The organism is Bradyrhizobium erythrophlei, assembly GCF_900142985.1.
Lineage (GTDB): Bacteria > Pseudomonadota > Alphaproteobacteria > Rhizobiales > Xanthobacteraceae > Bradyrhizobium > Bradyrhizobium erythrophlei_B.
On record NZ_LT670849.1, the window covers coordinates 4045304 to 4058731 of the forward strand.

At 62.7% G+C, this 13428-nt stretch carries 12 protein-coding genes; 11 read left to right on the forward strand and 1 reads right to left on the reverse strand.

All coding sequences use genetic code 11. The features are described 5' to 3' along the window. Positions 1 to 131 precede the first annotated feature (131 nt). From BUA38_RS18910 to BUA38_RS18945, 8 genes are all read left to right on the forward strand, one after another. Entirely contained in the window at positions 132 to 917 is a 786-nt protein-coding gene (locus BUA38_RS18910; protein WP_072820108.1) for an ABC transporter permease, read from the forward strand. After that, a complete protein-coding gene (locus BUA38_RS18915) occupies positions 914 to 1696 on the forward strand; it encodes an ABC transporter permease (RefSeq protein WP_072820113.1) in 783 nt (260 codons plus the stop codon). The genes BUA38_RS18910 and BUA38_RS18915 overlap by 4 nt, the downstream gene beginning before the upstream one ends. A 37-nt stretch (positions 1697 to 1733) precedes the next feature. Next, positions 1734 to 2609 (forward strand): dihydrodipicolinate synthase family protein, encoded by an 876-nt coding sequence (locus BUA38_RS18920; RefSeq protein ID WP_072820115.1) that lies wholly within the window; start codon positions 1734 to 1736, stop codon positions 2607 to 2609. A 376-nt stretch (positions 2610 to 2985) separates the two neighbouring features. After that, complete coding sequence (locus tag BUA38_RS18925; RefSeq protein WP_072820117.1) at positions 2986 to 5313, forward strand: xanthine dehydrogenase family protein molybdopterin-binding subunit; 2328 nt, start codon at positions 2986 to 2988, stop codon at positions 5311 to 5313. Between the two features lie 301 nt (positions 5314 to 5614). After that, positions 5615 to 6223, forward strand: coding sequence for a LemA family protein (locus tag BUA38_RS18930; RefSeq protein WP_072820119.1), 609 nt, complete (start codon positions 5615 to 5617; stop codon positions 6221 to 6223). 10 nt (positions 6224 to 6233) lie between these two features. Then, positions 6234 to 7139 (forward strand): TPM domain-containing protein, encoded by a 906-nt coding sequence (locus BUA38_RS18935; protein WP_072820121.1) that lies wholly within the window; start codon positions 6234 to 6236, stop codon positions 7137 to 7139. 15 nt (positions 7140 to 7154) lie between these two features. Further along, a complete protein-coding gene (locus BUA38_RS18940) occupies positions 7155 to 7652 on the forward strand; it encodes a TPM domain-containing protein (protein WP_072820123.1) in 498 nt (165 codons plus the stop codon). Positions 7653 to 7938: 286 nt separating this feature from the next. Next, positions 7939 to 8247: a GCG_CRPN prefix-to-repeats domain-containing protein gene (locus BUA38_RS18945; RefSeq protein WP_072820125.1), complete on the forward strand. Its 309-nt coding sequence runs from the start codon at positions 7939 to 7941 to the stop codon at positions 8245 to 8247. Positions 8248 to 8451: 204 nt separating this feature from the next. On the opposite strand, the gene BUA38_RS18950 is transcribed toward BUA38_RS18945, so the two are convergent. Next, positions 8452 to 9102, reverse strand: a complete 651-nt coding sequence (locus BUA38_RS18950; RefSeq protein ID WP_072820127.1) for a glutathione S-transferase family protein — start codon at positions 9100 to 9102, stop codon at positions 8452 to 8454. A gap of 230 nt (positions 9103 to 9332) precedes the next feature. On the opposite strand from BUA38_RS18950, the gene BUA38_RS18955 reads away from it, so the two are divergent. The 3 genes from BUA38_RS18955 (at position 9333) to BUA38_RS18965 (ending at position 13415) form a co-directional block, all read left to right on the forward strand. Beyond that, entirely contained in the window at positions 9333 to 10427 is a 1095-nt protein-coding gene (locus tag BUA38_RS18955; protein WP_244552989.1) for a hypothetical protein, read from the forward strand. A 141-nt stretch (positions 10428 to 10568) separates the two neighbouring features. Next, positions 10569 to 12110: a hypothetical protein gene (locus BUA38_RS18960; protein ID WP_072820131.1), complete on the forward strand. Its 1542-nt coding sequence runs from the start codon at positions 10569 to 10571 to the stop codon at positions 12108 to 12110. 87 nt (positions 12111 to 12197) lie between these two features. Beyond that, the gene (locus BUA38_RS18965) at positions 12198 to 13415 is read left to right on the forward strand and encodes a flavin-dependent oxidoreductase (protein WP_072820132.1); all 1218 of its coding nucleotides are present in this window, start codon (positions 12198 to 12200) and stop codon (positions 13413 to 13415) included. Positions 13416 to 13428: the final 13 nt, after the last annotated feature.

The following is a 13428-nucleotide window of genomic DNA, read 5'->3' on the forward strand; positions in this document are numbered from 1 at the left end:
GTTAGAGTCAAAGGGGCCGCTAACATCATACGTTTTTGATGGAGTTTTGGATTTGACATTCGCATACGAGTCCGTGGTTTCGCTGGTAGCGAATGTCAAATCCATTCCATCAACGGCCGAGAAGATGGCGCATGGAAACTGACCGCGCCTCAAAGCTGTCGTCACCCCTCGGGCGGGTGTTGCCGCTGCTGCTGATCGGCCTGATCTGGCAAGCGGCCAGCTCCTTGAGCATCGTCGATCCTGCCTTTTTGCCGTCGCCGGCGCGCATCGGCGCCGCCGCCTATGATTTGCTGACGGGGCGGGAGATCAGGGACAATATCTTCATCACGCTATGGCGCGCGGGTCTTGGACTCACGCTCGGTTCGATCGCCGGCATCTGGCTCGGCCTGATGATGGCGCGCTCGCCGGTGTTTCGCGCCTATGCCGCGCCTGTTGTCGGCGGCACCTATTCATTGCCGAAGTCGGCGCTGATCCCGCTCTTCATCCTGTGGTTCGGGATCGGCACGGTGACCACCGTCTGTGCGGTGTTTCTGGCGTGCCTGTTGCCGATGGTCGTCAACACGGCGCAGGGCGTCTCGTCCACGCCGCGCGTCCTGGTCTGGGGCGCGGAAGCATTCGGCACACAGCCGCGCGCGATGTTATGGCGGGTCTACCTGCCACACGCGCTGCCGGATATTTTCGCCGGCCTTCGCGTCGCGCTCGGATTTTCCTTTGTGCTGGCGATCTCCTCGGAGATGATTGCGTCAACCAACGGCATCGGCAAACTGATCTTCATGTACGGCGAGAACGGCGCCTACGATTACATGTTCGCCGCGATTGCCTGCGTGGTGGTCGTCGCATTTCTGGCCGATCGTCTGCTGCTGATGCTGACGGCAAAAAGCCTCCGCTGGCATGAATCGTCCCGAGGATCCTCATGAACAGGGCGATGACGGCCAAGGCCGTAACCCAACGCGGTCTTTTCATCCGTTCGATGACCTCGGTGCTCGTGATCGTCGTGATCTGGGAAGCCGCCGCCCGAGCCGGCCTGGCGTCGGCTTTGTTCCTGCCGCCGTTCACGAAGGTCATTGCCGAATGGTGGTCCGTCTGTGCCGACGGCTCGTTGCCGCTTGATCTTTCCGTCAGCCTGTCGCGCGCGGCGGTCGGGCTTTGTCTGGCGACTGCGATCGGCGTGCCGCTCGGAATCGCGATGGCGCGCAATCGATTTCTGCACTGGCTGTTCGACCCCGTGATCGCGCTCGCGTTCCCATCGCCGAAGATCGCGTTCCTGCCGATCTTCATTCTCTGGTTCGGCATTTACAGCCTCTCGAAAATCCTGCTGGTCGCGTTCGCCTGCGTCTTTCCGATCCTGATCGGAAGTTTTGCGGCGGCGACCGGCGTCAACCGGGTCCTGATCTGGTCGGCCACGTCGATGGGGACGTCGAACGCCGGTGTATTGTTCCGCATCGTGCTGCCGGCGGCGTGGCCGCGGATCTTCGCCGCGTTGCGCGTTGCGCTGCCGGTGTCGCTGATCACGACCTTTACGGCGGAGATGGTCAGTGGCGGCGGCGGAATGGGCGCGACGCTGATGTATTCGCAACGCTTCTTCGAAAGTCCGACCGTGTTCGCCTATATCCTGACCATGCTCGGCGTCGGCCTGCTGCTCGATTTCGTCATGCTGAAGCTGCAAGCGGCATCGGCCTGGTCGCAGCCGTCGTGATTGCTTCGGAAGGCCGCATCTTCTAGAAATCCCTGCCATGACCGATTTCCGCGGCGTATTTCCCTATCTGGTCTCGCCCGTCGATGCCGACGGCACGATTCGCCGCGATGTGCTGGCGCGCCTCTGCGGCGACCTCATCGCGTCCGGCGTCCATGGGCTGACGCCGCTCGGTTCTACCGGCGAGTTCGCCTATCTCAACAACGCCCAGCGGCTCGCCGTGGTAGAGACCACGATCGAGGCCGCTGATGGCCGCGTGCCGGTCGTGGCCGGCGTCGCCTCGACTTCGACCATGGATGCCGTGACACAGGCCAAGGCGTATCAAAAACTTGGCGCCACCGGCATTCTGGCGATCCTGGAGGCATATTTTCCGCTTTCGGATGCGCAGGTCGAATCCTACTTCCGCGCCATTGCGGATGCGGTCGACATTCCTGTTGTCATCTATACCAATCCGCAATTCCAGCGCTCGGACCTGTCGCTCGATTGTATTCAGCGTCTGGCGGCCCATCCGCGCATCCAGTACATCAAGGACGCTTCCACCAATACCGGGCGGCTGCTGTCGATCATGAATCGCTGCGGCGATTCCATCCGCGTGTTTTCGGCGTCCGCCCATATTCCGGCTGCGGTGATGCTGATCGGCGGTGTGGGCTGGATGGCGGGGCCGGCCTGCATCATTCCACGCCAGAGCGTTGCGCTTTATGATCTCTGCAAGGCCAAGCGCTGGGACGAGGCGCTCACACTCCAGCGCAAATTGTGGCGGGTCAACGAGGCCTTCGCCCGTTATAACCTCGCGGCCTGCATCAAGGCGGCGCTTTCGATCCAGCGCTATGACGTCGGCGATCCCGTCCGACCCCAGAAGGCGCTTTCGGCCGACGAGCGCAAGGCGGTCGAGGCGGTGCTGCGGGAAGTGGGGTAAGGCGCGTGTCGTGCCCAACTCACCACCGTCATTCCGGGGCAGCCCGCGAGGGCTGAACCCGGAATCCATTCCTCCCAGCATTCGCGCGGTGCCATGGATTCCGGGTTCGCTCGTTGCACTCGCGCCCCGGAATGACCGGGAAGGGCTTGGCCTGTTCCTTGCCTGTCGCTAGTGTCCCGGTTCTGACATTCGTATCCTGTCGCGGCGGGTGTTTTTACGAATGTCAGAACCAAAGGGACACTAGCAAACATTATATTGATAGTGTGTGGCTTTGACACTGACGTTCCTTGGAAGATGTAGCCGCGAAACCGCAAGGAACGTCAGTGTCGCCACACTATTTACATTACCGCCCAGACAAAACCTCAAGGAAAGTACGATGAACATTCTTCCCGGCAATCTACGTTTCGGTGCAGGCAAGTCGCCCAAGCGTCTGGAAGACCAGCGGCTGTTGACCGGCAAGGGTCAGTTCATCGACGACAAGCCGGAAGAGGGCGCGCTGTGGCTCTATATGCTGCGCTCGCCGCATGCGCACGCCAGGATCGTTTCGATCGATACCAAGGCCGCCCGCGCGATGCCGGGCGTGGAGGCCATCTATACCGGCGCTGATCTGATCGCCGAGGACATCGGCACGCTGCCGACGCTGCTGATTTTCCCGCGGCCCGACGGCTCGCCGATGACGGTGCCGCCGCGCCGGCTGCTGGCCCGTGATCTGGTGCGCTATGTCGGCGAGACCGTTGCCGCGGTGGTTGCGACCTCACGTTACGCTGCGCAGAGCGCTGCCGAGGCGATCGTGGTCGAATATGAAGAACTACCCTCGGTGGTCGATCCGCTGGCGGCGGCCGAGCCGGGCGCGCCGCTCGTGTGGTCTGAAGTACCCGACAATGTCGTGGCCCGCATGAGCTATGGCGACGCGGCGGCGGTCGAAGCGGTCTTCGCCAAGGCCGAGCATGTCGTTTCGCTCGATCTCGTCAATCAACGCCTCGTGCCTTGCGCGATGGAGCCACGTTCGGCCATTGCCGAAGTCGACAAGAAGACCGGCCGCCTGATCCTGCATGTGCAGTCGCAGACGCCGGCCTCGACCCGTGACATCCTTGCGGAAGCCGTGCTGAAGCGGCCAAAAGAAAGCATCCAGGTTCTGGTCGGCGATATCGGCGGCGGCTTCGGCCATAAAACCAACCTCTATCCGGAAGACGGGATGGTGGCTTACGCCGCCGTCAAGCTGAACAAGAAAGTGCGCTGGCGCGGCGAACGCTCGGACGATTTTCTGGGTGGCACCCATGGCCGCGACCTGACCACTACGGCTGAATTTGCGCTCGATGGCAAAGGCCGTGTGCAGGCGTTCCGCGTGCGATCCGTTGGCGGCACCGGCGCCTACATCTCCGGCACCGGCGCGTTGATCCCGCTGATCCTCGGACCCTTCGTGCAGACCGGCGTCTATGATCTGCCGCTGGTGCATTACGACCTCAAGGCAGTGATGACCCACACCGCGCCTGTGGCCGCTTATCGCGGCGCCGGCCGCCCCGAGGCCGTGTTCGTCGTCGAGCGGCTGATGGATGCGGCCGCGCGGCAGTTGAAGATCGACCCCCGCGCGATCCGAAAAGCGAACTACGTCAAGCCGGCGCAGATGCCTTACACCAACGCCGTTGGCCAGGTGTACGATTCCGGCGCCTTCGCGCATATGCTGGAGCGCGCTACCAAGCTTGCCGACTGGGATGGCTTCGCCGCCCGCAAGAAAGCCGCCAGGAAAAAAGGCCTGCTCTATGGCCGTGGCCTCACCAGCTATATCGAATGGACCGGCGGCACTGTGCACAACGAAAAGGTCTCACTGCACGCGACCGCCGATGGGCGCATCGTGCTTCATGCCGGCACGCAGGCGATGGGGCAGGGCTTGCAGACTTCATTCGCGCAGATGATCGCGGAAGCGCTCGGCGTCTCCATCGACAAGGTCGATGTGGTGCAGGGCAACACCGATCTTGCGATCGGTTTCGGCAGCGTCGGCTCGCGCTCGCTGTTCGTCGGCGGCACGGCCGCAGTCGTCTCGGCTGCCGACCTGATCACCAAAGCCCGTGAAAAGGCATCGCAGGTGCTGGAAGCCTCCGTCGAGGATATCGAATATCGCGACGGTAGGCTGACGGTGGTCGGCACCGACAAGCATGTCAGCCTGTTCGACATCGCTAAAAAGGAATCGGGCGCGCGGCTCTCGGTCGACAGCGAAGGTCAGACCGACGGCCCGAGCTGGCCGAACGGCACGCATATCTGCGAGGTCGAGATCGATCCGGAGACCGGCGTGACGCGCGTGGTACGTTATACGACGGTGGACGATGTCGGTGTCGCCATCAATCCGATGCTGGTGACGGGGCAGGTGCATGGCGGCGTCGCACAAGGCATCGGTCAGGCGCTCTATGAGGGCGTGACCTACAGCAACGAAGGCCAATTGATCACCGCGAGCTATCAGGATTACTGTATCCCGCGTGCCGACGACGTGCCGTCGATCGAAGTCACGCTGGATGGTTCGGCGCCCTGCCGCACAAATCCGCTCGGCGCCAAAGGTTGCGGCGAGTCCGGCGCGATCGGTGGCCCGCCGTGTATCGCCAATGGCGTGATGGATGCGCTCGCCGATCTCGGCATTACCTCGATCCAGACCCCGATCTCGCCGATGAAGGTCTGGGAAGCGATCCGCGACGCCAGGACGAAGGCGGCGTAGCTATCTTCTTATCCCTCCCCCGCGCAGCGTGGGGAGGGAAGGCCGAAGCGCAGCGAAGGCCAGGGTGGGGCTCTTGATCCTTAAAGAGGCGCAGCCCACCCGACTCATCGTTCGCCTGCGCTCACGATGAGCCACCCTCCCCGCAAGGGGAAGGGATAAGAAAGCGCACCTGAACCTTTCCTGTCATCAAAGCGACTTAAACCGGCAGCTCCGCAGAATTGCGAGCTCGATGCGGTTTAGGCGGCTGCCCTATCAGTGCTCTTCTGATAGGTTCGTTAGGCGGCTGTAAAGGAGATATTCGATGCGCAAGTTTTTGACCGTGCTCGCAGCACTGGCGACGCTGAGCCTGACCAATTGCGGCTATAACGCGATTCAGACCAACGACGAGCAGGTCAAGTCGGCCTGGTCGGAAGTGCTCAACCAGTATCAGCGCCGTGCCGACCTCGTGCCGAACCTCGTCAATTCGGTGAAGGGTTTTGCGCAGCAGGAAAAGGACGTGCTGCTCGGGGTGACCAATGCGCGCGCCAAGGTTGGCAGCATCCAGGCGACGCCGGAGCTCGTCAACGATCCAGGCGCGTTTGCGAAATTCCAGCAGGCCCAGGGCGAACTCTCCAGCGCCTTGTCCAAGCTTCTGGTGGTGACCGAAAACTATCCGCAGCTCAAATCCGACGCGCTGTTTCACGACCTGATGACGCAACTCGAAGGCACTGAGAATCGAATCACGGTAGCGCGCAATCGCTATATCAAGTCGGTGCAGGATTATAACGTCGGCATCCGCACCTTCCCGAACAACCTGACGGCGATGGTGTTCGGTTACAAGGAAAAGGCCAACTTTACGGTCGAGAACGAAAAGGAAATTTCGACCGCTCCGAAGGTGGATTTCAATCCGGCGCCCGCGCCGGCGAAGTAGCTTCGCTTCGATGCTTGTGAGGGCTCTCATCTTTGCGCTCCTGATCTGCTGGCCGCTTGCGGCGTCGGCGCAAGTCGCCGTGCCGGCTTTGTCCGGGCGCGTCGTCGACCAGACCGGCACGCTGTCGGCGAGCGACGCGGCTGCGCTGACGCAACGGCTGAAGGACCTCGAGACCCGCAAGGGCAGCCAGGTCGCGGTCCTCATCGTTCCGACCACCCAGCCCGAGGCGATCGAGCAATTCTCGATCCGCGTGGCGGAAGCCTGGAAGATCGGGCGCAAGAAGATCGACGACGGTGCGTTGCTCGTCGTCGCCAAGGATGATCACAAGCTGCGCATTGAAGTCGGCTATGGGCTCGAAGGCGCGCTTCCCGACGTGACTGCCCGACGCATCATCGATGAAATCATCGTACCGCGCTTCAAGACCGGCGATTTCGCCGGGGGAATTTCAGCCGGCGTCGACCGCATCATTCGTGTGATCGATGGTGAACCGCTGCCGGTCCCGAAGCCGGAGGTTTCGCACAGCGTCGACCCGAGCATGTTCTTTGACATCGTTTTCAGTCCGTTCGGTTTTATCGGCTATGCGGCGATCGCCGCCATCTTTCGTGGTCTTCTGGGCCGGATGCTCGGCTCCGGCGTCACCGCCGGCGTGGTCGGCGCGGTCGTCTGGTTTCTGTTAGGCTCGATCGCTCTGTCTGGTATCTTCGGCGTCGCCGCCTTCTTCCTCACGATGTTTGGCGACGCCATCCTGTCCGCGAGCCAGCAGGCCTCGCGTAGCGGACGCGGCGGCTACGGTGGAAGCTGGTCGTCGGGATCGTCGGGCGGGTCATGGTCCAGCGGGTCGAGCTCGAGCGACAGCGGCGGGTTTTCCGGCGGCGGCGGCGATTTCGGCGGTGGCGGCGCCTCAGGGAGCTGGTAGCGGGAGTTGGTGGCGATGGGGATCGGGCGCATCGGCAAGCATCTGCTTGAGCATCACTGGCGGGCGCGTCGGATTTTTCCGAAGCAGGTGCTCGACCTGATCGAGCAGACGATCAAGGCCGGCGAGGCCACCACGTCCGGGCAGGTGCGCTTCGTCGTCGAAGGCGCGCTCGACGGCAAGCCTCTGTTCTCCAACCAATCCGCTCGCGAGCGCGCGCTGGATATCTTCTCGCATTTGCGGATCTGGGACACCGCGCACAACAATGGAGTGCTGATCTATCTCTTGCTTGCCGATCGCAAGGTCGAGATCGTCGCCGACCGCGGTATCGATGCGAAAGTCGGTAGCGCCGCCTGGCAGAAAATCTGCGCGGCGATGGAAGCGGATTTTCGCGCCGGCAATTTTTCAGGCGGTGTGATCAGGGGAATCCAGGCCGTCTCGCGCGAGCTCGCGACGTATTTTCCGCGACAAGGCGGCGGGCCGAACGAACTGCCGGATGCGCCGATCGTGATCTGAGCTCGTCATTCAGGGGCGATGCGAAGCATCGAACCCGGAATCCATTTCTCCCAGCGTTCAAGCGGGGCAATGGATTCCGGGCCTACGCCTTGCGGCGTATCCCGGAATGACGCTAGTTGATAGAGCGTACGCTGATCGCTGCTACGCGTGCTTTGCGGTCGCGCATCATGTTGTTCATCATGCTGAACCGTTCATTCGTCTGCGGTTCATTCTCACTGCGACATTCTCTTTGCCGAGGTCACGCCGTGGTCGGCCTCTCGCGAGATCAAACGAATGGAGCACAGTCATGTTGAAGAATTGGATCGCCGCCGGTGCCTTCGCCTGTGGCCTGGGCTTGATGGTTGGAACGCCGACTGCGCAGGCGATGCCGATCGGCGATATCGGTAACGGCGACGCGCAGGTCATTCCCGTTTCCGGCGGCTGCGGTCCTTACTGGCACCGCGGTCCGTATGGCGGATGCCGGCCGGGCGGACAATGGGGCTATCCGGGCGGAGGGGATGGCGGTGTAAGCCCCATTTTTGGCCCGTATGGCGGCAGGTGGTGTCCGCCGGGTTATCACCTCGGCCCGTACCGGGGCCGGTGTTGGCCGAACTGACGGGAGCACACGTCGCTGATTGCGGCGTGTGACACACAAATCTCAAGACAGTCGCTATTGCCTTCGCTCTCCGGGTTACTGCGGATGAGCCCGCTTCTCGCAATGTCGGTTAACAGCCCCGCCGCTCCATTGCGAGCCAACGGGACCGCGCTTTTGCGCGGCCCCGTTGGACTTCGCCGCTGGAATGACTTGGCTCGCGTACGCTCACGCTCGCTTTCCACCAGCAGGCGGGCTGACGGGATCGGCCTTGAGTGAAGGACGCTCTGCCACGCGATCGAACCATGCTTTGACATGGGTATTTTCGGGCGCGATCCCTTGCCCAACCAGGGCGGCAAAATCGAGCCAGCAGAACAGCAGGATGTCGGCGAGCGTGAAGCGCTTGCCGCAGAGATATTCCCGTCCGTCCGCCAATTGGCCGTTGAGCCAGGCCAAGCGATTGGCGGCGACCATCTTCAGGCCGATTGAGGCTTCGGGAATGACGGGAATACGTTTCTCGAAAAATTTCACGGCCTCGCCGTAACGGTAGCCGTTGGCCATCGGCTCGCAGATGTTGAGATCGACGCGGCGCGTCCACATCCGGCATTCGGCGCGTTCCATCGGCGTTGCCCCGATCATTGCCGGCGCGGGCTTGATCTCCTCGAGATATTCGCAGATCGCGGTGATCTCGGAGAGATAGCTGCCGTCGTCGAGTTCGAGCGTCGGCATCTGGCCGTGCGGATTGCGCTTGAGATGTTCGGCCTGGCGGTTCTCGCCGCCGCGCAGATCGACGGTCTGCCTCGGCATCTCGATGCCTTTTTCCGCGATGAAGATGCGCACGACGCGCGGATTGGGCCCGATCGAGTCGTAGAGTTTCACTGGCGTTACCCCCCTTTTTTGCGGCACGCGCATTGAGCCGACGGTCCGGCGGCCTGTCAAACGAGCCACCCTCGGTTCATGCAGGCAGCCGGAAATCGCCTGCGGCACGCCGAAGCCGGCTTTGAAACAGCCCCGGCCATTTCCTAAAATTTCGGTAAGCCCGAGGCGAAGTAAGGATTTGGCAAGATATGAAAGTTACCAAATGGTCAATCTTTTAGGGAGAATTGACCGTGAGCGACCAAGCAGCCGAGCAGCCGAGCGTTGAACAGGGTTCCCTCAATTTTAGCGCTTCCCGTCCGGCCGATGCGCCAGGCGAGCCGGTAACGGCCTCCGCCGGCGAAGTTGGCCCGGCCAAGGATGCGGCGGCGCCTGATGCGGTCGTATCCGAGCCCGTCGCGGCGGCGCCTTCGATGTCCGAGCCTTCGGTGTCCGAGCTGACGTCGTCCGAAGCGCCCAAAGCCGAACCGGTCAAGGCCGAGCCGGCAAAGGCCGAGCCGAGCGCTCAGGCCACCCAGCCGGAAGCCACGTCCGAGAAGGCTTCGCACGTCACCGGCAAGGTCCTCGTGATGCCGCGGGGCGATCGCGCCTGGACCGACCATGACATTCATGTCGGTGCGGAGGAGGCTACCGCGCATGGAAGCGTGTTCGGCAAGCGGCGGATTGCCGCGATCGCGGCCATGGTCACTCTGGCGATTGCAGCCGGCGCGCTGGGCGGCGCGTTCGCGACCGCAACTTTCATGCATGGCGGCAGCGAAGTCGCCAAGGCCGGCAGCCAGACCTCGCTGGAGGCTTCGTTGTCGCGGATCGATTCCGAGGTCCAGGCGCTGAAGACCGGGCTCGATCACACCTCCAAGCTCGGCATGAACCAGTTCAACAAGACCAGCGATCGCCTCGACAAGATCGAGCGTGCGCAGGCCGAACCGGCCGCCAAACTTGCCAAGCTCGGCGAAGCCGTCGACAAGCTCCGTGCTGCACCGGCTGCTGCGCCAGCTGCTGCGGCCGCAACGCCCGCCGCGGCATCTTCGGCGGCGAAGGATACGACCGGTTCGATCGGGCCGGCTTTCGCCCAGCAGCAAGCTGCCGCGCAGGCCCCGAAGATCGAAGCCAAGCCCGAGGCGAAGAGCGAAGTCGGCCGTTTGCCGACGCTGGACGACTGGGTGCTGCGTGACGTCGCTTATGGCGGCGCCCTGATCGGCAGCCGTCGCGGCACCTTTGAGGTCTATGCCGGCGACATGATCCCGGGGCTTGGCCGCGTCGACGCCATCCGCCGCCAGGACGGCCGCTGGGTGGTCGTGACCAGCCGCGGCCTGATCGTAGCGCGCTAAAGACATCTTTTTCCGGCATTCGCCGGAACGTGAATGACGGCGGTTGTCACAAGACAGCCGCCGTCTTTTTGTCTATTCCCTGAACCAAACGCCGCATTCGGGCTCCCGGAATGAGGGCTAAGATGCGGTGTTTGTCAGGACATGGGTTCCTTGCGTTATCTCCTCATCACCGTTGTGAGCGCTTTGTTTCTGTCGAGTTCCGGGCAAACTGCCCCGTTGCTGGAACGCGGCGCAGCGATCACCGATCCGCAGGCCTTGCGCGAACTCGACCGCGGACCATTTGGCCTGGCGCGGATGCTGTCGGCCTCTTCGAGCGAGCCGCTCACGGACAGCGCGCTGTTTGCGCTGCCTTCGATTGCGCCGATCCGAAAATCGCTTGACGGGGAATTCGAGCGCTACGTGCAGCGGCACAGCAGCGAGCACCCGAACCAGACCATCGGCGTCGGGGCGCAGTTCGACTTTCAGCTATTCGATCGCGATCAACTTTATTCGCCAGCGACGCGTTTCGTGCTGGCAGGAATCGTCAACCGGATGGACCGCGCCTTTGTATCGCCGGAGAGTTGCGGCGAAATCCGCCTGATCTACCGGCTCACGCAGTCAGATGCGCCGCCGGTCGGCGATCATGGCGCCTCGGCGCGGCTGCCGATGACGCTCAACCTGGTGCTGAAGGCGAGGGCCGATGGAAGCGCCGCCTCGCTCACCTGCGCGACGATCGCCCGCCGCTGGCTCGACACCGCCGACTCGCCGCTCACGGGCACAGCTCTCGCGGACCGGCTGATGTCGCCGGAAGGCGCGCTCTCCTCGATCGGGCCGGGCAACATCGACCGTATCGAAACCAATCTTCAGATCGTGCATGTCACGCAATCGCCGGCGCATGAGTTTCGCACCGACTATCTCCTGAAAGTCTTCGACTACAGTCCGAACACGAAAGTATTCGAGGAAGCGACGCTGGAAGACCAGATCGATCGCGAGCGTTTGTTGTCGGACGAAAAGCTCAAGCGCGACTTCAAGACGTGGTTGCTCGATCCCGCGCACCTCGCCGAATTCGATCGCGGCACCGTGCTGGTCCCGAAGGAATTTCTCGCCAAGGGCGCGATTGCACCGACCCCGATCGGTTTCGCGCCTTCATCTTCGCAGCCTTCCTTCGGCCTCGTGCAAGGCGAGGGCGACAATCCTGTCTTTTCGAACGACGATGTCGTCACGGCGCTGCAAAAGGCCGCCGCACGCGGGATCAAATTGCAAAATATTCGCTCGGTTGCGGGCTTTGCACGCCGCCTCAACGACATCACCTGCGCCGGATGCCACCAGACCCGCGGCATCGGCGGCTTTCATTTTCCGGGCGTCGACTGGATGGCGCAAAATCCGTCCAACACCACGATCGTGCCGGCCTCGCCGCATTTCTTCGGCGACCAGGTTCGCCGCCGCGAAATCCTGAGCGAAATCCGCGACGGGAAAGACGTCGATTACAGCCGCGGCTTTTCCGAGCGGCCGCAACTGCGTGGCAGCCGCGAACTGGCCGGCACCGAATATGACGACGGCTGGGGCGCGCATTGTTACGGCTTGCGCGCGAAAGCCGCCGACAATGACCGCAGCTTCGCGTCGTGGGCATGCGCCAAGGGGCTTTCCTGCCAGGTCATGAGCGAGGCTTCGCGCATGGGCATGTGTTTTGTCGGCAACCGGTAGCCGGCGGACAGTTCCGACAGATTGACAGTAGGCTCACTAATCGTGTTTGATTACGTAAAAGCCGCGTGAGAAAAAGCGGGAGGAAACATGGACGAGATTCTGATCGTCGGCGGCGGCATCGGCGGCCTGACCCTGGGGCTGGCGCTCCATGCAGCCCAAATCCCCTGCCGTATCTTCGAGTCGACACCGGAAATCCGCGCCGTCGGCGTCGGCATCAATCTTCTCCCGCACGCCACCAAGGAGCTTGCCGCACTCGGGCTCGATGCGGATCTCGCGCGGGTGGCGATTGCAACGAAAGATGCGTCGTTCTTCAACCGCTTCGGCCAGCTGATCTATCAGGAGCCGCTCGGGCGCGCGGCGGGCTATGACCATCCGCAATTCTCGATTCATCGCGGTGACCTGCAAATGGTCTTGCTCGATGCTTTCAGAAGCCGAGTTGGCGAAGACCGCATTCTCACCAACCATCACTGTACCGGCGTCGAGCAGGATGAGACAGGCGTCACCTTGCGCTTTGCATCCGGCCAAAGCGTGCGCGGGCGCGCCGCGATCGCCTGCGACGGCATCAATTCGGTCATCCGCAAGCAGTTCTTCCCGAACGAGGGCGAGCCGCGCTATTCCGGCGTCAACATGTGGCGCGGCGTCACGCGGTGGAAGCCGATCCTGTCGGGCGCCAGCGTCACGCGCGCGGGCTGGCTCTCGCATGGCAAGATGGTGATCTATCCGATCCGCGAGGCGGGCCCCGACGGCTTGCAGCTCATCAACTGGGTCGCCGAGATCGAAACGCCTAACTATCGCCGACGCGACTGGAATCGTGCGGGCTCGATTGACGATTTCATCGGCGCTTTCGCCGACTGGCATTTCGACTGGCTCGACGTTCCCGCCTTTATCCGCGCCGCCGACAGCGCGCTGGAATTTCCGATGGTCGATCAGGATCCGTTGCCGCGCTGGAGTTTCGGCCGCGTCACGCTGCTCGGCGATGCCGCACACCCGATGGTGCCGCGCGGCTCGAACGGCGCAGGGCAGGCGATCCTCGACACCCGGGCGATGGCGTCGGCACTGCTCGCACACGAGAACCCGGTTGTGGCCCTTGCGGTCTACGAGAAGGAACGGCTGGAGAAAACGAGCCGCATCGTCCTGACCAACCGCACCAACCCGCCGGATGCGATCCTGCGCGAAGTCTATCAGCGCACCAACGACAAGCCGTTCAAGGCGATTGGCGACGTTATCAGTCATGAAGAACTGGTTGCCTTGTCCGACAGCTACAAGCAGATTGCCGGCTTTTCCCGAGAAGCGTTGCGCGCCTAGACGCACCGGCGTT

Excerpts from the sequence above, each read along its gene's own strand:
- BUA38_RS18910 (WP_072820108.1), top strand. The coding sequence starts at position 132 with ATGGAAACTGACCGCGCCTCAAAGCTGTCGTCACCCCTCGGGCGGGTG.
- BUA38_RS18915 (WP_072820113.1), top strand. The coding sequence starts at position 914 with ATGAACAGGGCGATGACGGCCAAGGCCGTAACCCAACGCGGTCTTTTC.
- BUA38_RS18920 (WP_072820115.1), top strand. The coding sequence starts at position 1,734 with ATGACCGATTTCCGCGGCGTATTTCCCTATCTGGTCTCGCCCGTCGAT.
- BUA38_RS18925 (WP_072820117.1), top strand. The coding sequence starts at position 2,986 with ATGAACATTCTTCCCGGCAATCTACGTTTCGGTGCAGGCAAGTCGCCC.
- BUA38_RS18930 (WP_072820119.1), top strand. The coding sequence starts at position 5,615 with ATGCGCAAGTTTTTGACCGTGCTCGCAGCACTGGCGACGCTGAGCCTG.
- BUA38_RS18935 (WP_072820121.1), top strand. The coding sequence starts at position 6,234 with ATGCTTGTGAGGGCTCTCATCTTTGCGCTCCTGATCTGCTGGCCGCTT.
- BUA38_RS18940 (WP_072820123.1), top strand. The coding sequence starts at position 7,155 with ATGGGGATCGGGCGCATCGGCAAGCATCTGCTTGAGCATCACTGGCGG.
- BUA38_RS18945 (WP_072820125.1), top strand. The coding sequence starts at position 7,939 with ATGTTGAAGAATTGGATCGCCGCCGGTGCCTTCGCCTGTGGCCTGGGC.
- BUA38_RS18960 (WP_072820131.1), top strand. The coding sequence starts at position 10,569 with ATGGGTTCCTTGCGTTATCTCCTCATCACCGTTGTGAGCGCTTTGTTT.
- BUA38_RS18965 (WP_072820132.1), top strand. The coding sequence starts at position 12,198 with ATGGACGAGATTCTGATCGTCGGCGGCGGCATCGGCGGCCTGACCCTG.